This window comes from Labilibaculum manganireducens, assembly GCF_963665805.2.
Taxonomy (GTDB): Bacteria; Bacteroidota; Bacteroidia; order Bacteroidales; family Marinifilaceae; genus Labilibaculum; species Labilibaculum manganireducens.
Genome location: NZ_CAXXEE010000003.1, coordinates 4,327,553 through 4,346,232, shown reverse-complemented (window position 1 = coordinate 4,346,232; position 18,680 = coordinate 4,327,553). Strand labels below are relative to the sequence as shown.

Genomic DNA, 18,680 nt, shown 5'->3' with positions numbered 1-18,680 from the left:
TGTAGAAAGCTTTATACATGGACGTTTCATTTATTTTTTTAGATAGGTGATCTGAGAAGTGAGGTAAAATCACTATAAAAGTATTTTTCTCATTTCTCACACCTACATATATGATATCTATTTTTGCACCGAAATATCTCTGCCCAAACGTTGCAGATACGCAATTACAGCTAATATTTCTTTATCACTAGCTACTTCAATACCCGATTTTTTAAGATCGGCAGCAATTTCTTCTGCTTGTTTCTTCAAATCGTCATTGGCAATTTGATCGTATCCTTCAGCATATGGCACACCTAAAGTGGTCATCGCCCGAATTTTTGCCGGAGTTGATGAAGTATCCAATACGTCTTTTATCAGCCAGGGATATTTAGGCATAATGGATTGAGCATTCATTTTTTGCGGATCCAGCATATGGTTAAAATGCCAAACATTAGTTTTGTACATTTTTCCACCGGGAACACCTTCGCGGGCCAAATCCGGACCAGTACGTTTCGATCCCCACAAGTGCGGATGATCGTAAACCGATTCGCCTGCTTTTGAATACTCACCATATCGTTCTGTTTCTGAACGGAACGGACGAACCATTTGGGAGTGACAAGTATTACAGCCTTCACGGATATAAATATCTCTACCCTGCAACTCAAGAGGAGTATAAGGTTTTACACTCTCGATGGTCGGGATATTTGATTTGATCAGGTACGTTGGGATAATTTCGAAAGCACCACCAATTAAGATCGCGACTGTAGCCAAAATCATAAACTGAACAGGTTTTCTTTCTAGCCAACGGTGTAAACCTTCACTATTGCTGCGTTTTGTGTCGGTAACAATAGCAGGAGCCGAAGCTTCTTCATTGTCTGTGCATTTACCGGATGCGGCAGTTTTTAATAGATTATAAACCATTAAAAACAGTCCGGAGAAGTAAAGAAGTCCTCCTAAAACTCTGACGTGATACATTGGCAGAATCTGAGTGACAGTTTCTAAGAAATTAGGATAAGCCAACAATCCGTCCGGAGTGAATTCTTTCCACATTAGGGTTTGAACAATGGCACCCCAATACAATGGAAGCGCATAAAAAATCATTCCTAATGTTCCAACCCAGAAGTGTGCATTGGCTAATTTTTCAGAGTACAGTTTGGTATTCCACATTTTTGGGAACAAGTAGTACAACATTCCAAAAGTAAGGAAGCCATTCCAGCCCATTGCTCCAATGTGAACGTGAGCAATCGTCCAGTCGGTATAATGTGTTAGTGAATTTACCCATTTAAGAGACATCATCGGGCCTTCAAAGGTCGACATTCCGTAACAAGTTACAGCAACCACCATAAATTTTAGAGTTGCACTGTCGCGGACTTTATCCCAGGCACCGCGAAGTGTAAGCAGTCCGTTAAACATTCCTCCCCACGAAGGAGCAAGTAACATGATTGAGAAAACAACACCTAAAGATTGTGCCCAATCTGGTAACGAGGTATAAAGTAAGTGATGAGGTCCGGCCCAGATATAAAGAAAAACCAATGCCCAGAAGTGAATAATCGAAAGTCGGTAGGAATACACCGGACGATTGGCAGCTTTGGGCAGGAAATAGTACATTAAACCTAAATACGGCGTAGTCAGGAAAAATGCAACTGCATTGTGACCATACCACCACTGCACCAAAGCATCCTGCACACCGGCATAAACAGGATATGACTGAATCCAGCTGTAAGGCAGGGAGATTGAATTACCTATATGAAGAACGGCAACTGTTACAAAAGTTGCGATATAAAACCATATGGCAACATAAAGGTGATCGGCTCTTCTTCTTAGAATGGTACCAAACATGTTCCAGCCAAACACAACCCAAATAATGGTAATGGCAATATCGATCGGCCATTCCAACTCAGCATATTCTTTACTGGTAGTGATTCCTAAAACAAAGGTGACAGCCGCCGAAACAATTATGGCCTGCCATCCCCAGAAATGGATCCAACTAAGTCTGTCATTAAACATTCTGGCTTTCAATAAGCGCTGAAGTGAATAATAAACTGCGGTAAATATTCCATTCCCAACAAATGCAAAAATTACTGCATTGGTGTGAATCGGACGAATTCTACCAAAAGAGGTATAAGCCAGATTGAAATTAAAAATCGGGAATGCCAATTGCAGTGCTGCCAAAAGCCCTACCAGCATTCCAACTACTCCCCAAAGAATGGTTGCGTAGGCGAAAAATTTCACGATTTTGTTATCGTACGAAAAATGTTGTGTTTCCATTAAATTAAGATTTATGGTTTTTCTTAGTTGTATCCTTTTCTATTTGTTTTTTTTCTTCTTTTTGCGCTTCATTTTCCTGATCGTCGAATAAAATTCGAACAGATGGGGAATAAGAATCATCATATTGTCCTTTCTTTACAGCCCAAAGGAATCCGACAAGAAATCCTCCTGCTACAAGCATGCTAACACCTATTAAAACGAACAATACACTCATTTACTATTTAATTTAGTTGAACCGATTTTTTTAGAAAAACAGATGTTTTTGCTTCTTTAATATTCGATTTGGTTTTATTATTTATCTCTTTCGATTTAGCAATGTAATTGGTGGTAAAAGTTGCAAAAGCCACCACCGAGATGGAACTGATTGGCATTAGCAGAGCCGCAACAACAGGCGATAAGATTCCTTGTACTGCGAAATACAATCCAAATAAATTGTAAAGAAAGGAGAGTATGAAACTTAGTTTTACTATCCAAACACTTTTTGCTGATATTTTTAGGAAGTACTTTAACTCTTGAAATTTTGAAGCTTCCAAAATAGCATCGCATGCAGGCGAAAAATGGTAAATGTCATCAGCAATTGAAATACCAACATCGCTGGTTTTTAAGGCTCCGGCATCATTTAATCCATCACCAATCATTAACACACACTTGTTTTGTTTTTTTAAATTATTGATGTATTCCAATTTATCATTAGGCGACTGATTGAACCTGATAATTGATGTTGTTGGAAATATCTGTTTCAGATTTTCCATTTCCGAATCATTATCACCCGATAAAATGTGCAGATCGTATTTAGGAGCCAGTTCGTTTATTAATTCTGACAAACCGGTTCTGTATTGATTACTCAAAGAGAAATGTCCCTTTATTTTTCCATCTGCCGAAAGGTAAACTTCAGTGTTTAAAGAACTGGTTTCTGTTTTTCCTTCCCGAATAAATTTTGCAGAGCCCAACTTAATTTTCCGGCCATTAATTGTACCCGAAATTCCCATTGATGGCAATTCAGTATAGTCAGCAACCGTTTCGGGCGGAATACTTTTGTAAAATTCGTACAAAGTAGAACTTAGAACATGAGTAGAATGTCTGGTTAATGATTTTACTGCGATTTTGTCATCATCACTTAATGCATCTCCATGAAATTTAACCTTTACCTCATCGGCTTGTGTTATCGTTCCTGTTTTGTCAAAAACGATAGTGGTGATTGAATTCAATTTTTCGACCACTGCCGAGCTTTTTAGATAGATTCCCATTCTTCCCATCAATCGCATGGTGTTTCCCATAGCGAAAGGAGCAGAGAGAGCCAGTGCGCACGGACAGGCAACAATCAGAACCGAAGTAAAGGCAAAAACAGCTTTGCCTGAATCATTTATCAGCCAGTAGATTCCTGCAAACAGTCCAATTGCAATAATTACAATGGTGAAATATTTGCTGATCTGATCGATTAATGAGTTTAGTTTGGTATTTGAAGAATCCTCACCTTCAAATTGATTCCACAATTGGGTCAAACGACTTTGAATTACATCTTTTTCGATGGTCAGTTCAATGGCGCTTCCCATTTGTTTTCCCCCTGCAAAAACGGCGTCGCCGCTTTCTTTAAATACAGGTTTCGATTCACCGGTTACAAAGCTGTAATCAATTTGGGCTTCTCCCTTCATTAAAATACCATCGGCAGGAATCAATTCCTGATTACGGATTAATATGATGTCGCCTTTTTCCAGTTTTTCGATAGGAGTACTTATCTCAATTCCGTTTTCCATTTTACTTACGGCAACCGGAAAATAAGAACGGTAATCCCGTTCGAACGAGAGGGCCTGGTAAGTTCTGTTTTGATACCACTTTCCTATTAAGAGAAAGAAAATTAATCCGGTAAGGGAATCCATATAACCAGCTCCCGAACCGCTGAAAATCTCGATACTGCTTTGTGTAAAGAGCATCAGTATTCCCATCGAAATAGGAACATCAATATTAATAAATTTGTGTTTTATTGCCTTTCCGGCAGATAGCAGATAATCACTTCCGCTGTAAAAGAAAACAGGTAAAACAAGGAAGAAATTCATCATCCCAAAAAATTCTTTGAAATGAGTTTCCAAATACTCATGACCCGGAACGTATTCGGGCAAGCTTAAAAGCATGATGTTTCCAAAACAAAATCCGGCAATACCGATTTTGTAAAGAAGACTTTTGTTTACTTCTTTATTTTGTTTTAATTGTAATTTATCAAGAGTAATCTCAGGAATATAATGAATGGAAGAAAGTAATTCAGCCAATTCTCTAATTGATATTTCATCGGAATTAAATGTAACGGCCACTTCTTTCTTAACGAAATTGACCATCGACTTAATAACTCCCTGATTTAAAATATTGAGATGTTCCAACAGCCAAATACAAGAACTACAATGTATGCTTGGGATATAAAGAGTTATTTTTCTGATATTTCCTTCTGCGAATTCATAAAGTTGCTCTGCAATTTCGTTGTCATCTAAAAAAGCAAATTTCTCTTTGTATTTTCCGGCTTCAATTTTAATTCCAGGGTTCGATTCAAAATCGTAGTAGGTACAAAGTTCATTTTCGTGCAAAATCTGATATACAGTAGAACAACCATTGCAGCAAAATGGCTTCTCATCCCAAATTACGGGATGTGAACCACAGTCGTCGCCACAGTGTACACAAATGTGTTTTTTTGATTCTTCCTGCATTTTCACCAACTTGCAGACCTTACAGTCTTAGATTATTTGATATGAAATCTGATTCAACTCTTGTTTACATTATAGCTGGAATTACAGCTCTTCACTTTTTAGTGGGGATGGGATACCTTTTGTATAAATTAGGTGCACCATCAAAAAAGAAGAAAGAGAATGATTCCGAGTAGTTTTTATTCTTTGTTTTTTGCGAGTTTAGGTAGTTGAATTAGTTGAAATAGTACCAGAAAGATAACTCCCCAAATGCAGATGACTCCACCAACATAGCTAAAAATAATCCATATCGGAGCATTTGCCCGGGTTCCCCACATAGCTCTTTCATCCAAAGGATTTACCGGGTTGGTCGGTATACCAAGGCTGGCAATTCTATCAACAATTACTTCTCCATAGTAGGCATCATCGGTTACTTTGGCTAAAAGATTCACATGTCCTTCACGATCGCCGGGTAAATCTTCCGGAAATTGAACACTGACTTCCCCTTTTTCGTTTGTGTATGCATCGTCGCCCGAAATATCTAAATAGCCAAAGTTTCTTTTCACCTTAACGCTTAGTTCGATGCCTTGCAAGGCAACACGATCACCTTTTGCAGTAACACCTGTTAGGTTAGCTAATATTCTTTTGTTCTCATTATTGATGTCTAAAAGAAGTTTCACATCAGTTACTTCAGGATTTTTCACCTCTGCAATTTTCTTGCTTTCCTTTTTATTCTGATCGAAAGAGCGTAGATAGGTAATAACCATCCATTTGTCCTCGTCACTTAAAGTTTTTTCGAAAGTGGGCATTGCGCCATTGCCTTTGTTAACCTTGTAATAAATTTCTCCATCTGTTTGGATTAAAAATGCCTGCGATCCTAAATCGGAAGGAGCAACTGGTTGAAGAGGCAGCATGTTTCCCATGGCAGCATCACCATGACAGGACTTGCAATTAATATTGTAAATCTTTTTACCAGAACTAATATTTCTTGTGCTGGCCTCGTAAGGATTTTGTTTCTTTTTCGACGATACTGGTGCCTGCCATTTTTGGGCATTTACAACAGAGGCGGTGAATACAAAAAGTAGAAACAAACCGGCAATTATTTTGATAGCATTTTTCATTGTTTGCATGTTTTTAAGCTTCAATTTTCACTTCGATTCCTTTTTGTTCGGCAATTTCACATATGGGAACTACCGGGAATATTTTTGATAAAACGGTGATGATTAAGAGTGCTAAAGCAAAACTTAAAACGGTTACAGAAATTTCTATCGCACTAGGATAGTAGTGTACAAAGTTTTGTGGTACATTCTGAATGGGTAAATGAGGATGAAGTAATGTTGGGATAACAATTACATATCTTTTGATCCAGGCTCCTGCTAAAATAAATAATGAAATAATCATGATAGGAAAAGGCTTTCTGAATTTTTTAGTAACCAATAGCATAATTGGAATCACATTACCCAACAATTGAGACGACCAGAACATGATTGCCCAATGGCCGGCGAATAATTCCGTTAAATGAATATCATCTCCGGTTTTCATTTTGTACCCGGGAACCAAGAACTCATTTAAATTGAAATATAAATATACCAAACATACAGCCACCATCAGTTTTCCCATTTTATCGAACTGGACGTCGGTAATGTAATCCTTCAGTTTATAACTAACGCGGAAAAAATACATAGCTACGATTAATCCTGCCGAACCTGCTACAAATGCTCCTGCAACGAAGTAGGGACCAAAAATTGTAGTATCCCAACCATTTCGCAAGGTTGCAGCAAACAACCACGAGGTGACGGTATGAATTGCCAAACCTACCGGAACAATAAGAACCATTAATGTCCGGATCATTTTGTGTAAGTGCTTGTATTGACTGGGAGTATTGATGTAACCAAATGATAGGATATTGTACAGCTTTTTCAGAATAGGAGAAGCTTTCTTTAATTCATTTTTGCAGATCGCCAAATCTGGAATCATTGGTAAAATCAGTAACAGAAGACTTATTGTCAGATAGGTTGTTACTACGGTTATATCCCAAAGAATTGGAGATTGAAAACGACCATGGATAAGCACATTAACTACTCTGTCGGGACGCCCCATATCCATAATAATTACCAGACCGGCAACGGCAACAAAGGCAACTGCTATTATCTCAGCAATTCTCGATATTGGTGTTATCCAATCGATTCGGAGCAAACCCAGAATCGACGAAATAAGCATTCCAACTAAACTCACGGCAACAAAAAATACAAAGTTGGCAATGTACAGTCCCCAGGATACGTAATCGCGCATGCCGGTAACTCCCAATCCGTCACGTAATTGTACGTAGTAGGCCCAGGCACAAACACTTATTACTGTTATTAGAAACGCAATCCAAAGTTCCAGACCTTTGTGGTTTTGCATCGGACGAAGAATGTCTTTTTTTATTTTCTCAAACGAAAGAGTCGTTTCTTTCTGTTCTTGTAAGTCATTCATATGTTTATTATTTTAAGTTTTTGCCATATAGCCTGTCCCGAACTTGTTTCGGGAGAACTTACCTTACAATCATTTCCCTGTGTGCAGAAAGCTTTATACATGGACGTTTCATAAGATTAAATTATTTAGGGCAAATAAAATCTGTTTATTATTTTTTTATTGATGATTGAAACAATGCTTTAATGAAGATTTTCTTCGTTTAAAAGATCACCATTAAACTCAAAAGCTCTGTTTTTTGGAGGCAGGTAGTAAACGCGGGGTTTCGTTCCTAACTCAGGCATCAGCGTATATCCTGCATTTTCTTCAATCAACTTCGAAAAACGAACTGTTTCGTGAGTTGTACCGTTGGTAACAGCATCTTCATTTTGATCTCCAAAATAGTAAACACCATTCGGACAGGAAGAAACGCAGGAAGGAAGTTTGTTTTCGCGAAGTCTGTCGGCACTAAATAAACATTTACTTACTGTACCTTTCTTTTGAGGAACGTTAGCTTCAATATTGTAAGTAAGATTTTTGTATTTTTCCGCATCCTTAGGTTCTGTCCATTGGAAAATACGTGCAGAGTAAGGACAGGCTGCTATACAAAACCGACAACCAATACATCTTTCATTATCTATTAGTACAATTCCATCCTGACGTTTGAAAGTTGCATCTACCGGACAAACTTTGGTACATGGAGGATTGTCGCAATGCTGACAAGGTTTGGGCATAAAATAAGGAGCCGTATGTTCAGCATCCTGCATTTGAAGAACATTAATATGGTGTTGATCCGGTCTTAATTGGTGATGATTTTGACATGCATCCATACATTTTCGGGCATTTCTGCATTTACTAAGATCAATAACCATTACAAACGACTTTCCGGCAATACCTTCACGTCCTCTTTTTTGCAATTCGGTAAGTGGTCCTGTTACTGTTGGGCGCAATTGATTTTTATCAACTTGAACGAGTTGTCCATCTTGTGTTAACAGATTTACTGTTTCTCCAGGTTCTTGTGCTGCAGCTTTAGCAGCACCAAGAAGAGAAAATCCACTAACAACACCTGCTGCGCCAACGGTAAGTCCAACGCTTTTAAGGAACTTTCGTCTGCTGTTGTTTGATGTTTCTTCTTTCATTATGCAATTAGGTTAGTTTTCTATTTAAGTACGTCCATTTTATCAAATGGGAGTAATTGAAATAAGAGCTGAAAATACTTTTTAAAACAATTCTAAATAAGGAGATAGATTCCTTATTAACAGGGCTTTTGTCCTATGTTTGTTTAATTGTATTATGCTTTACAAACGATTACGAACTAACTCAAATATAAATAAATATTTTCATTTGTAATGACCTGTCAAATAGAGAAGCTAATAAACAGATCTCAATGTGTTTTTATCATTCTTTTGAGTTGTTGAAGTGTAATGGCTTGATAATATGAATTTTAACACTTTCTTTTTAAGTTTCTAATGTTTTGTGAGATAAAACACTGGAATTTATTATAAGAGGCAGTAAATTATCGGATACCTTTAAAATCAGTATGTTTGAAGGTGTTTAGTTTGGTGGCTGGTGTTTCAACTAATTGTAAATTAAATATTTATTGATTTTCTATATGGCTACATAAAATCTATCTATAAACAATTTAGTTAATGGCTCTCAAATAAGCTTACCTTTGTAAGGTATTTTGATAAACAGTATAAGAGGTCTTAGTCTTTTATTATTTCAAAATAAATATCAAAGAATAAAATACATTAGTTCTTATTACAATGAATAATGTCCTCAACAGATTAGTGAAATTGCCAAAAACTATTTGGGAATTCTATTATGAAGGTTTTCGAAATCAAAGTAAATGGAGTCGTCAGCTTTGGCTTATTATTTTGATAAAGCTATTTGTTATGTTTTTTATTTTAAAGTTGTTATTCTTTCCAAATTTCTTAAAAACAAAATATGACAGCGATCAGGAGCGTAGTGATTATGTGATTGATCAATTAACTAATCCTAAAAAATCAATAAAATGATCGAAAATTTAGATCTTTCTTTAGTGGATTGGTCCAGGGCGCAGTTTGCACTTACTGCGATGTATCACTGGATTTTTGTCCCTTTAACGTTAGGTATGGCTTTCATTATTGCTATCATGGAAACCATTTATGTGAAAACCAATGATCCGGCATGGAAAAAGATTACCAAGTTTTGGATGACTCTTTTTGGAATTAATTTCGCGATTGGTGTTGCAACAGGAATTATTCTTGAATTTGAGTTTGGTACCAACTGGTCGAATTATTCATGGTTCGTGGGTGATATATTTGGAGCACCTCTTGCTATAGAAGGAATTATGGCCTTTTTTATGGAATCTACATTTATTGCAGTGATGTTTTTTGGCTGGAATAAAGTAAGTAAAAAGTTCCATTTAATTTCTACATGGTTGGTTGCAATTGGTTCCAATCTGTCTGCTTTGTGGATTTTAGTTGCCAATGGCTGGATGCAGAATCCTGTTGGGATGAAATTTAATCCGGACACGGCACGCAACGAAATGGATAACTTTTGGGATGTCCTGTTTTCACCAACCGCGGTTAATAAATTTTTGCATACAATTTCTTCAGCTTATATTCTTGCGTCAGTTTTCGTGATAGGTGTAAGTGCCTGGTATATTTTGAAAAAAACGAATGTGGTTTTTGCAAAAAGAAGTATTGTTGTGGCTGCTGTTTTTGGATTGCTTACCTCTTTATTTACGGTTATGACCGGCGATAATTCGGCGAGAGAAATTGTTCGCGATCAACCAATGAAATTTGCTGCTTTTGAGGGTTTGTATAATGGATCGAAAGGAGCTGGTTTGGTTGCATTGGGAATTATGTCAACAAGTGAAGGAGATGGAACCAATGAAAATATGAAGGATTTTAATTTTAAAATTGAAATTCCAAACATGCTTTCTTATATGGCTTATCTGGATGGAAATGCTTTTGTTCCCGGAGTGAATGATATCATTAAAGGATATACCGATAACGATGGTGAAGTTCATCCGCCTGTAACTGAAAAGATGGAAATGGGGCGCAAAGCCATTGCCGCGTTAAAAGCGTATAAAGCGGCGAAGAAAATTGATGATACAGTTGGTGCAAACGAAGCTGAAAAAGAGCTGAAAGCTAATTTTAAATATTTTGGGTACGGTTATTTTTCTGATCCGTATGAAGTGGTTCCTCCGGTTTCAATATCCTTTTACAGTTTCCATATTATGGTTGGACTGGGAATGTATTTTATTTTGTTGTTTGTATTGTGTTTGGTATATATCTATAAAGGAAGCGTAGTTAATAAAAAATGGTTTTTACGTATGGCGATTTGGAGTATTCCGCTGGCATATTTAGCTTCTGAGTGTGGGTGGATTCTGGCCGAGATGGGACGCCAGCCATGGGTGATTCAGGATTTGATGCCTACAATGGCCGCAGTTTCAAGTATTGATAGTATGTCTGTAATAATTACATTCTTCCTTTTCTTGCTTGTATTTACCGGACTATTGATTGCAGAAATCAAAATCATGTTAAAGCAAATTAAAATCGGACCTAATCACGGAGGAAACTAATCATGTTTGAAAATTTATCGCATTTAGCATTGCAGCAGTATTGGTGGATTATTGATTCATTACTAGGTAGTTTGCTGGTATTTCTGATGTTTGTTCAGGGAGGACAGACGCTAATCTATCGAATAGGAAAATCAGAATTGGAAAGAACCATGGTAGTTAATGCACTGGGTAGGAAATGGGAATTCACTTTCACAACCTTGGTAACTTTTGGTGGCGCCATGTTTGCATCTTTTCCTCTGTTTTATTCTACCTCGTTTGGAGGTGCCTATTGGGTTTGGATGGCAATTCTTTTTTGTTTTATCATTCAGGCCGTAGCTTACGAATTTAGAAGTAAACCCAATAATGTTTGGGGAGCTAAAACTTTCGAGGCTTTCTTGTTTATTAACGGATTATTGGGAACCATACTTATTGGAACAGCCGTAGGAACCTTTTTTAATGGAGCGGAGTTTACAGTTAATGATTTCAATCAATCCAAATGGGCAACACCTTACGGTGGATTGGAGGCAGTACTTAATTTACACAATGTAGCCTTGGGATTAACAGTCTTTTTTCTGGCAAGAGTATTGGGAAGTCTTTATTTTATGAACAGTATAGAAAATGATCAAATATTTGCCCGGTCAAAAAAGCAATTGCTGGTTTCAGGAATTCCATTCCTGGTATTTTTTCTGTTTTTCGCTGTTCGTTTGTTGATAATGGATGGATTTGCTGTCGATCCACAAACAAGTATCGTAAGTATGGAGTCCTTTAAATATCTTCATAATCTTATCGCTATGCCTGTTGTGGCCGTTTTATTTTTAGCAGGTGTAGTAGGAGTATTGTTTGGATTGGCAAAATCTTATTTGCTTGAAAAATACACAAAAGGAATCTGGTTTGCCGGCGGAGGAACAGTTTTTGTAGTTTTCTCCTTATTTCTTTTGGCAGGATTAAATAACACTTCATTTTATCCTTCTTTGGCTGATTTGCAATCATCATTAACCATTCAGAATGCATCATCGTCGCACTATACGTTAACAGCGATGAGTTATGTTTCTTTGATGGTTCCTTTTGTAATTGCCTATATTGTTTGGGCATGGCGAGCTATGAATAGTAAAAAGATTGATGCTCAGGAAATCAGTTCGGAAGATCATTTGTATTAATTTAAATCGTAAGACATGTACACATCATCTATAATATGGCTGTTAACCTGGCCGCTTTTGATTTTTATTTGTTACAAAACCATTCGGTTTGCACTTAAGAAATTGAAAACTCAAATAGAAAAAGAATAATAATTATTTGATTGGCATCCTGTTTTAGGATGCCAATTCTAATTGCGCACATTTCCCGATGTCATTTAAAAGTGTATTTTTGTACGACTAATATCAGTTTTGGTATTAGACAGTCTTAAAATGAAGATATGAGCGGATTGGAGAATTGTAAATCAATGAGTACTTGGTTTAAGAAGTTGGATACAAGACCGATAGTGATAAGTGGACCTTCCATAGTCGAGTCTGAGGAACAATTATTGAATACTGCCAGAGAATTAAAAAAAGTAGAACAGGTAAAGATTTTTAAAGCTGGAGCATGGAAACCACAAACAATTAATAAGTCTTTTGGCGACCGTGGTTTGGATGTTTTGCAATGGTTGAATCAAGTTAAGCTCGAAACCGGCTTGCTTACTATGGTTGAGGTAGCCTCTCCTAAACATGTTGAAATGTGCTTAAGGCATAATGTTGATATTTTATGGATAGGTGCCAGAACCACATCCAATCCATTTTCGGTTCAGGAATTGGCCAGTGCTCTTCAAGGAATGAGTGTTCCTGTAATGGTAAAAAATCCAATAAATCCTGATATTAATTTATGGATTGAGGCTTTGGAAACTATTAATAAAGCCGGTATTTCCAGATTGGCAGCAATTCACAGAGGATTTTACCCTTTCGAGAAAACGAGGCTTCGTAACATTCCTAAATGGGAAATTCCTATCGAACTGAAATCACGATTTCATAACCTTCCTATTATCTGCGATCCTAGTCATATCGCCGGAGCAAATAAATATGTGCAGGAAATGGCGCAAAAGGCAATGGATCTGAATATGGATGGATTGATGTTTGAAAGCCATTTTAATGCAGCTGAAGGGATAAGTGATCAGGAGCGACAATTAACTCCTTCAGATTTAAATCAAGTTTTAAGAAAGTTGATTTGCCGATTGCCTTCTGTTGAAGATATTGAAGAGAACCGGCTTGAAAAGTACCGCGATCAAATAGATTCGGTGGATTCGCAGTTGATAGAATTACTTGCCCAGCGAATGAATATTGTTGAGGGGATTGGGGAATACAAAGCAGAGAAGAATATGACAATTCTTCAGCTTCAACGATGGGAAAAGGTGCGTGAAAAAGGAATTGAATTGGGGAAATCCTTAGGTTTATCTGAGCCATTCGTTGCGCAACTACTGCGAATGATTCATAAGGAAGCTATTTTGAAACAGAATGAGGTAATGAATCGAAAATAGTACCAATCAAAAAATAAGAAAAGAGGGCATCCATTTTTGAACACCCTCTTCTTTTTACCTTATAACTGCCAAAAGCAGATGTTTATTTTTTACTGATCAGGTTGTTAATCAACGAGAAGATAATGTAAACAAACAGAATCATTGGAATCACCAGCCATTTTAAAAGAATAGAAAGAACAAGTAAGGCAATCAGAAATAGGTAGCGGATTTTATTTTCTTTCCAGGCTAAGCTTTTTACTTTAAGGGCAAACATTGGGATTTCTGTTACCAATAAAAATGATGTTATAAGGATAGCTCCGATAATAACGAATTCGTTTGAAAGCCATTCCTCAATTAATGGATAATTTCCATAGAATAGCACCAATGGAAGCGAGGCCCAAAACATTGCATTTGCCGGAGTTGGTACACCAATAAATGAGGAAGTTTGCCGGGTGTCAATATTAAATTTAGCCAATCGCAGGGCTGAAAATATTGGGATAATAAATGCCGATAACAAGAGAGCAATTTGCGGATAACTTAATTCTGCAGGCACAAAATCGGCAGAAGGACTGCCTAAAACAGCATTTTTCAAATAAGCCAAAGCAATAACCCCCGGAGCAAAACCAAAACTAACCATGTCGGCAAGTGAGTCTAGTTCCTTGCCCATAGGAGAATAAGCTTTAAGCACGCGGGCAGCTAAACCGTCAAAAAAGTCGAATACAGCAGCTAAAAGAATCAGGAAAGCGGCATTTACTAAATAGCCTTCCATCGCCATAAGGCTCGCAGTGCATCCTGATAGTAAGTTTAAACAAGTAATTGAATTTGGAATGTGTTTGATAATCCCTTTTGCTTCTGACATGAATTTTGATTTTGTATAGTACGCCACAAAAATAATGGATTTTTTCGAAACTTATGATTTCTTTTGCTTCGATGCATAAGTTTAAAAAAAGCATAGTATTTTTACCTGTCAATGAAAATTAACTATATGTCCAGAATTATTGCATTTTTTATTTGCTTATGTCTTGCTGCGTCGGTATTTGGCCAGACTTCAGCACCAACATATAGTAATGAATTCCTGTCTATTGGAGTAGGTGCAAGATCTTTTGGAATGGGAAATGCCACCATTGCTTCTCAAAATGATGTTGAATCGTCTTATTGGAATCCGGCTAATTTAGTGGAGTTAAGAACAAAGTTTGATGTTTCGGCGATGCATGCCGAATATTTCGGAGGCTTATCAGCATACGATTATTTGGGTTTTGGCATGAAAATAAATGAGAAAAGTGCGGTTGGTTTAAGTTTGCTGCGTTACGGGGTTGATGATATTCCGAATACACTGGAATTAATTGACAAAGATGGAAACATCCGCTACGATTTGGTAACGACCTTCTCGGCAGCCGATTATGCATTTCTTTTTTCATATTCCCGAAAAACAGAAATAGAAGGATTGAGCATAGGTGGAAATGTGAAATTAATTTATCGGCACACTGGTGATTTTGCCTCGGCTTACGGCTTTGGATTTGATATTGCAGGAACATACCGAAAAGGGAAATGGCGGATGGGTGCCGTTCTTAGAGATGCCACAAGCACTTTTAATGCATGGGTGTTTAAAACAGGAGATCTTGAAAAAGTGTTTGAACTAACAGGCAACGAAATACCTGAGAATTCTACGGAAATTACTTTGCCAAGATTGATTCTTGCAGTAAGCCGGGAATTTACCATTTCGGACAAATTTTCATTGTTAACGGAGCTCGATATGGATATGACTTTCGACGGACAGAGAAATGTTTTGATTCAGGGAGATCCAATCAGTATCGATCCTCACTTTGGTTTGGAAGCTTCCTACAAACAGTTTATATTTCTTCGTGCCGGACTAAGTAATTTTCAGGAAGAAACCGATTTTGACCAAACTAAGTCGTGGACTTTTCAACCCAATTTAGGTTTGGGGATTCGTTATAAAAATTTCAGATTGGATTATGCCTTAACGGATATTGGAGATCAGTCAATAGCTAAATATTCCAACGTATTTTCCTTGTCTTATGCTTTTGATTAGATAAGACTTACAATCATTTTAATAGAATTACAATAACGCATGGCAAATGTTATTATCCAAATTCATGGTTTAGGCAATAAACCACCTAAGGACTTATTGGAACGTTGGTGGGAACGAGCCATGATTGAAGGCTTAAAAAACAACAATTACAAAACTGATTTACCAAAACATGAAATGGTTTATTGGGCCGATATTCTGCACGATAAACCATTAAATCAGTTCGAAAAAGATAAGGAAAGTCCTTATTACCTGGATGAAATTTATGCAAAACCAAGCAAGAAACTCTTGCCGGAGAATCATGATACAAGAAAAAAGATTATTGGATTTTTGAACCGGCAACTAAACAGAATTTTTCTAAATGAAGACTTCTCTTTAAATTATTCTTTTATAACGGACAGTATTTTAAGTAATTACTTTACAGATCTGGAGACTTACTACAAAGAGGAAACTACTGTAGAAGTAGCATCCACCTCCAAAATAAAAGATCTGATAAGAGAGAGATTATTAAAAGTACTCGAAAAATATCAGAAGGATAATATCATGTTGATCGCTCATTCAATGGGATCGATAGTGGCTTTCGATGTTCTGACTTTTTTAGCTGATCAAATTAAGATTCATACTTTAATTACCATTGGTTCTCCTCTGGGTTTGCCAATAGTTGTTAGTAAAATTGCCGCAGAACAAAGGCAAAAATTAAACGGACAAAGTTTCATGATTACACCTGAAGGTGTTAAGAACAATTGGTACAACTTTTCTGATATTTTGGATAAAGTAGCTTTAAACTATGAATTGGCTGATGATTTTTCTGAGAATAAATTTGGCGTAAAACCTGTCGATTTTTTAGTTGTAAACAACTATGAAATAAATGGTGTCGCTAATCCTCATAAATCTTATGGTTATTTGCGTACGCCCGAATTTTCCAAAATACTGAATGGGTTCATTCTCTCCGAACGCTTAACATTCAAAGAAAAATTAGTTGGAAGAACAAATAAATACTTTAAAATAACCAAACTGAAACTTTCTATTCAGAAAAGGAAAGTTCGATCGTGGTTTCGCAGAAAGAGATAAGAAAAATTTTACTGACTACATTATATGATGTTGATTTTACCTGACTTAACATGCAACGCACACTGTCAATTTTGCATGAATGAGTAAGAATTGCAGCTGTGGGGCATGTGATTGTAGTCTTCGGGAGCGAAAATGTAAGTCAAAACACTTCCAATGTTGCTTATGGGAATTTGAATGTTGATAAAGGGATCGTAAATGTTTCTTTTGGGAATCTGAATGTAGACCAAGGAAATGAAAATGTAAGTGTTGGAATTCCATATGTTGTTTGCGGGAATTCAGCATAACCTGTGTTAAAAGAACACCCTATGTTATGCAATTTCAATAATTACTCTTTATTTTGGTTTTGTCAGTTTTGATTGTCTGGCTGTCTAGTATTGTTGCTAATGTAGTACATTAAATTTTCCCTTTGGGATATGGAAATAACATACGAAGGAAAAAATAATAACCCCAAAGAATTTTATTCTTTGGGGTTTGTTTTTATCCGTGAATTCCTAATATTTGTCCGCCGTCAACGCTGATGGTTTGCCCGGTGATGTAGCCTGAGGAAGGAGAAAGCAACCAAGCGGTCAGTTGACCCAAATCTTCAGGATTTCCCATTCGTTTCATTCTGATGCCCGAGGCAATTTTATCTTTAGCTTCCTGTGAAGTGATATTTTCCTGTTCAGCTTTTTTCTCTAATAATCTATTAATGGCAGGTGTTTCATGATATCCCGGGCCAACAATGTTTAGTGTTACTCCCGATTCGGCAATTTCCTGCGAAAGGGTTTTTACAAAACCAACAACCGAAAGACGCAGGGAGGTACTCAATACCAAATTATCAATGGGTTGTTTTACCGACGAACTTTCTAAAAAAACCATTCTTCCGTAACCTTCTTTCATCATCAAAGGAACAAGAGTCTGGGTCAATTCTACTTTCCAACGCAATAGCTGATGATAGGCATTATCCCAATCGTCAAGTTTTGTCTCCAGGGTTTTCATTGCCGGTGGACCGCCGGCATTTACAAAAGCACCAGAGAGCTTTCTATTGCCTATTTTTTCCAATAACAGACGGATGGTTTCCGATTGAGTGATATCACCGCAAAAGCTTTCTATTTGATCTGGATTGGAATGTTGCAATTCATCCAGTTTCTCTTGTCCGCGGGCAATGGCAATTACATTAGCACCATCAGCGACTAAATTTTTTAATACGGCACTTCCGAATCCCGATGTGGCACCGCAAACCACAAAGAGTTGATTTTTAATGTGTAAATCCATAAAATTATATTTTTAACTGATAGGCAATTACCCTATTGTTATGAAATGTAGGAACTAAAATTATTTTTTGTTCGGGAATATAGCCTAAATCGGCTGCGTTTATTTGCTGTTCGGCCGAGCTTAGCAGTTTTTTAGCTTTTCCCGATTTAATCATCTGTATGTTGCCCACCCAATCTGATATTATCCAGGTGTTGTCATCAATACTTATCAATCCATCTATGCTTCCTGTGTTATCAGCAAGAGTTTTAATTAATTTTGTGTCTGTCTCAATTTTAATAATTTTGTTGAGAACACCGGCACAAAGATAATCATCCTTAAAGGTTAAGCCGTTTACATGATCCAGTTGATCATCTTTTAACCAGACAGTAAAATTTCCATTTTTCAGACGGTGAATACTCCCTGTCATATTATCGGAAACATAAACAGTTCCGGTTTTAGGATTTACTGCAACGTCATTTAGAAAAATGGCTGTTGGGGCAGGATATTTCTTTACAATTTCACCTTTTGCAATATCAATTACTGCCAAATCGTTAATATCACTAACAAAAAGGAAATTGCCGTATTTGGCCATTCCTTTAGGAGCGTCAAGTCCGGTAATCCATTTGTGTGTAGTAATTTCACCTTTTAGGTTAAGCTTGGAAATGTATCCATTACCATCCTGATTGCTGGGCGTTCCTTTTATATTCGAAACATATATGCAGGAATTGTCAGCATCGAAAAATACCGATTCAGGAACTTCAAGAGTGTTTTCACTTTCCCAAACAAATTCAAGTTCCGGGCTGAGAAACGCGGGAACATCTGTTTGCTGTCCAAAACTTGCAGAGCTTTGTATGCAAATTAGGGCGATGGCTGTAAACTGAATAATTTTTGTCATGATATATTGGTTAAAAGTTCGCAAACGTGAAG

General features: G+C 37.0%; 17 protein-coding genes. 8 read left to right on the top strand and 9 right to left on the bottom strand.

Features of this window, described 5'->3' with window-relative positions; translation table 11 throughout:
* Positions 1-117 precede the first annotated feature (117 nt).
* Genes ccoN through ACHZAX_RS16930 form a run of 3 tightly spaced genes read right to left on the bottom strand, consistent with a single transcriptional unit; the run spans position 118 to position 4,940 of the window.
* The gene (ccoN, locus tag ACHZAX_RS16940) at positions 118-2,247 is read right to left on the bottom strand and encodes a cytochrome-c oxidase, cbb3-type subunit I (protein ID WP_101308109.1); all 2,130 of its coding nucleotides are present in this window, start codon (positions 2,245-2,247) and stop codon (positions 118-120) included.
* Positions 2,248-2,251: 4 nt separating this feature from the next.
* On the bottom strand, positions 2,252-2,461 hold the full coding sequence (gene ccoS, locus ACHZAX_RS16935) for a cbb3-type cytochrome oxidase assembly protein CcoS (protein WP_101308110.1): 210 nt from the start codon (positions 2,459-2,461) through the stop codon (positions 2,252-2,254).
* Positions 2,462-2,468: 7 nt separating this feature from the next.
* A complete protein-coding gene (locus ACHZAX_RS16930; RefSeq protein ID WP_320019925.1) occupies positions 2,469-4,940 on the bottom strand; it encodes a heavy metal translocating P-type ATPase in 2,472 nt (823 codons plus the stop codon).
* Positions 4,941-4,981: 41 nt separating this feature from the next.
* Between ACHZAX_RS16930 and ACHZAX_RS16925 the strand changes: the two genes are divergently transcribed.
* Positions 4,982-5,113 carry a hypothetical protein gene (locus ACHZAX_RS16925; protein ID WP_262885054.1) on the top strand — a complete coding sequence of 44 codons (132 nt, stop codon included), beginning with the start codon at positions 4,982-4,984 and terminating at the stop codon, positions 5,111-5,113.
* 3 nt (positions 5,114-5,116) lie between these two features.
* Here ACHZAX_RS16925 and ACHZAX_RS16920 read toward each other — a convergent pair whose 3' ends face one another.
* From ACHZAX_RS16920 to ACHZAX_RS16910, 3 genes are all read right to left on the bottom strand, one after another.
* Positions 5,117-6,037, bottom strand: coding sequence for a c-type cytochrome (locus ACHZAX_RS16920; protein ID WP_320019924.1), 921 nt, complete (start codon positions 6,035-6,037; stop codon positions 5,117-5,119).
* A gap of 13 nt (positions 6,038-6,050) precedes the next feature.
* Positions 6,051-7,391, bottom strand: a complete 1,341-nt coding sequence (gene nrfD / locus ACHZAX_RS16915) for an NrfD/PsrC family molybdoenzyme membrane anchor subunit (protein WP_101308113.1) — start codon at positions 7,389-7,391, stop codon at positions 6,051-6,053.
* Positions 7,392-7,570: 179 nt separating this feature from the next.
* Complete coding sequence (locus ACHZAX_RS16910) at positions 7,571-8,506, bottom strand: 4Fe-4S dicluster domain-containing protein (RefSeq protein WP_101308114.1); 936 nt, start codon at positions 8,504-8,506, stop codon at positions 7,571-7,573.
* A gap of 627 nt (positions 8,507-9,133) precedes the next feature.
* Between ACHZAX_RS16910 and ACHZAX_RS16905 the strand changes: the two genes are divergently transcribed.
* The 4 genes from ACHZAX_RS16905 to ACHZAX_RS16890 all read left to right on the top strand — a co-directional run bounded on the left by ACHZAX_RS16905 (position 9,134) and on the right by ACHZAX_RS16890 (position 13,423).
* Positions 9,134-9,385, top strand: coding sequence for a DUF4492 domain-containing protein (locus ACHZAX_RS16905; RefSeq protein ID WP_101308115.1), 252 nt, complete (start codon positions 9,134-9,136; stop codon positions 9,383-9,385).
* Complete coding sequence (locus tag ACHZAX_RS16900) at positions 9,382-10,938, top strand: cytochrome ubiquinol oxidase subunit I (protein WP_320019923.1); 1,557 nt, start codon at positions 9,382-9,384, stop codon at positions 10,936-10,938. The genes ACHZAX_RS16905 and ACHZAX_RS16900 overlap by 4 nt, the downstream gene beginning before the upstream one ends.
* 2 nt (positions 10,939-10,940) lie before the next feature.
* Entirely contained in the window at positions 10,941-12,074 is a 1,134-nt protein-coding gene (gene cydB / locus ACHZAX_RS16895) for a cytochrome d ubiquinol oxidase subunit II (RefSeq protein WP_320019922.1), read from the top strand.
* Between the two features lie 257 nt (positions 12,075-12,331).
* Complete coding sequence (locus ACHZAX_RS16890; RefSeq protein WP_320019921.1) at positions 12,332-13,423, top strand: chorismate mutase; 1,092 nt, start codon at positions 12,332-12,334, stop codon at positions 13,421-13,423.
* 82 nt (positions 13,424-13,505) lie between these two features.
* On the opposite strand, the gene ACHZAX_RS16885 is transcribed toward ACHZAX_RS16890, so the two are convergent.
* On the bottom strand, positions 13,506-14,261 hold the full coding sequence (locus tag ACHZAX_RS16885; RefSeq protein ID WP_320019920.1) for a CDP-alcohol phosphatidyltransferase family protein: 756 nt from the start codon (positions 14,259-14,261) through the stop codon (positions 13,506-13,508).
* A 126-nt stretch (positions 14,262-14,387) separates the two neighbouring features.
* Between ACHZAX_RS16885 and ACHZAX_RS16880 the strand changes: the two genes are divergently transcribed.
* From ACHZAX_RS16880 to ACHZAX_RS16870, 3 genes are all read left to right on the top strand, one after another.
* Positions 14,388-15,452 (top strand): putative type IX sorting system protein PorV2, encoded by a 1,065-nt coding sequence (locus ACHZAX_RS16880; RefSeq protein WP_320019919.1) that lies wholly within the window; start codon positions 14,388-14,390, stop codon positions 15,450-15,452.
* A gap of 39 nt (positions 15,453-15,491) precedes the next feature.
* Positions 15,492-16,520, top strand: coding sequence for a PGAP1-like alpha/beta domain-containing protein (locus ACHZAX_RS16875; RefSeq protein ID WP_320019918.1), 1,029 nt, complete (start codon positions 15,492-15,494; stop codon positions 16,518-16,520).
* A gap of 98 nt (positions 16,521-16,618) precedes the next feature.
* On the top strand, positions 16,619-16,804 hold the full coding sequence (locus tag ACHZAX_RS16870) for a hypothetical protein (RefSeq protein WP_394698290.1): 186 nt from the start codon (positions 16,619-16,621) through the stop codon (positions 16,802-16,804).
* Positions 16,805-16,997: 193 nt separating this feature from the next.
* Here ACHZAX_RS16870 and ACHZAX_RS16865 read toward each other — a convergent pair whose 3' ends face one another.
* A complete protein-coding gene (locus tag ACHZAX_RS16865) occupies positions 16,998-17,774 on the bottom strand; it encodes an SDR family oxidoreductase (RefSeq protein ID WP_320019916.1) in 777 nt (258 codons plus the stop codon).
* 4 nt (positions 17,775-17,778) lie between these two features.
* Positions 17,779-18,648 (bottom strand): hypothetical protein, encoded by an 870-nt coding sequence (locus ACHZAX_RS16860; protein ID WP_320019915.1) that lies wholly within the window; start codon positions 18,646-18,648, stop codon positions 17,779-17,781.
* Positions 18,649-18,680: the final 32 nt, after the last annotated feature.

Excerpts from the sequence above, each read along its gene's own strand:
- ACHZAX_RS16885 (WP_320019920.1), bottom strand. The coding sequence starts at position 14,261 with ATGTCAGAAGCAAAAGGGATTATCAAACACATTCCAAATTCAATTACT.
- nrfD (WP_101308113.1), bottom strand. The coding sequence starts at position 7,391 with ATGAATGACTTACAAGAACAGAAAGAAACGACTCTTTCGTTTGAGAAA.
- ACHZAX_RS16875 (WP_320019918.1), top strand. The coding sequence starts at position 15,492 with ATGGCAAATGTTATTATCCAAATTCATGGTTTAGGCAATAAACCACCT.
- ccoS (WP_101308110.1), bottom strand. The coding sequence starts at position 2,461 with ATGAGTGTATTGTTCGTTTTAATAGGTGTTAGCATGCTTGTAGCAGGA.
- ACHZAX_RS16910 (WP_101308114.1), bottom strand. The coding sequence starts at position 8,506 with ATGAAAGAAGAAACATCAAACAACAGCAGACGAAAGTTCCTTAAAAGC.
- ACHZAX_RS16920 (WP_320019924.1), bottom strand. The coding sequence starts at position 6,037 with ATGAAAAATGCTATCAAAATAATTGCCGGTTTGTTTCTACTTTTTGTA.
- ACHZAX_RS16880 (WP_320019919.1), top strand. The coding sequence starts at position 14,388 with ATGTCCAGAATTATTGCATTTTTTATTTGCTTATGTCTTGCTGCGTCG.
- ACHZAX_RS16930 (WP_320019925.1), bottom strand. The coding sequence starts at position 4,940 with ATGCAGGAAGAATCAAAAAAACACATTTGTGTACACTGTGGCGACGAC.
- ACHZAX_RS16905 (WP_101308115.1), top strand. The coding sequence starts at position 9,134 with ATGAATAATGTCCTCAACAGATTAGTGAAATTGCCAAAAACTATTTGG.
- ACHZAX_RS16890 (WP_320019921.1), top strand. The coding sequence starts at position 12,332 with ATGAGCGGATTGGAGAATTGTAAATCAATGAGTACTTGGTTTAAGAAG.
- ccoN (WP_101308109.1), bottom strand. The coding sequence starts at position 2,247 with ATGGAAACACAACATTTTTCGTACGATAACAAAATCGTGAAATTTTTC.
- ACHZAX_RS16900 (WP_320019923.1), top strand. The coding sequence starts at position 9,382 with ATGATCGAAAATTTAGATCTTTCTTTAGTGGATTGGTCCAGGGCGCAG.
- cydB (WP_320019922.1), top strand. The coding sequence starts at position 10,941 with ATGTTTGAAAATTTATCGCATTTAGCATTGCAGCAGTATTGGTGGATT.
- ACHZAX_RS16860 (WP_320019915.1), bottom strand. The coding sequence starts at position 18,648 with ATGACAAAAATTATTCAGTTTACAGCCATCGCCCTAATTTGCATACAA.
- ACHZAX_RS16925 (WP_262885054.1), top strand. The coding sequence starts at position 4,982 with ATGAAATCTGATTCAACTCTTGTTTACATTATAGCTGGAATTACAGCT.
- ACHZAX_RS16865 (WP_320019916.1), bottom strand. The coding sequence starts at position 17,774 with ATGGATTTACACATTAAAAATCAACTCTTTGTGGTTTGCGGTGCCACA.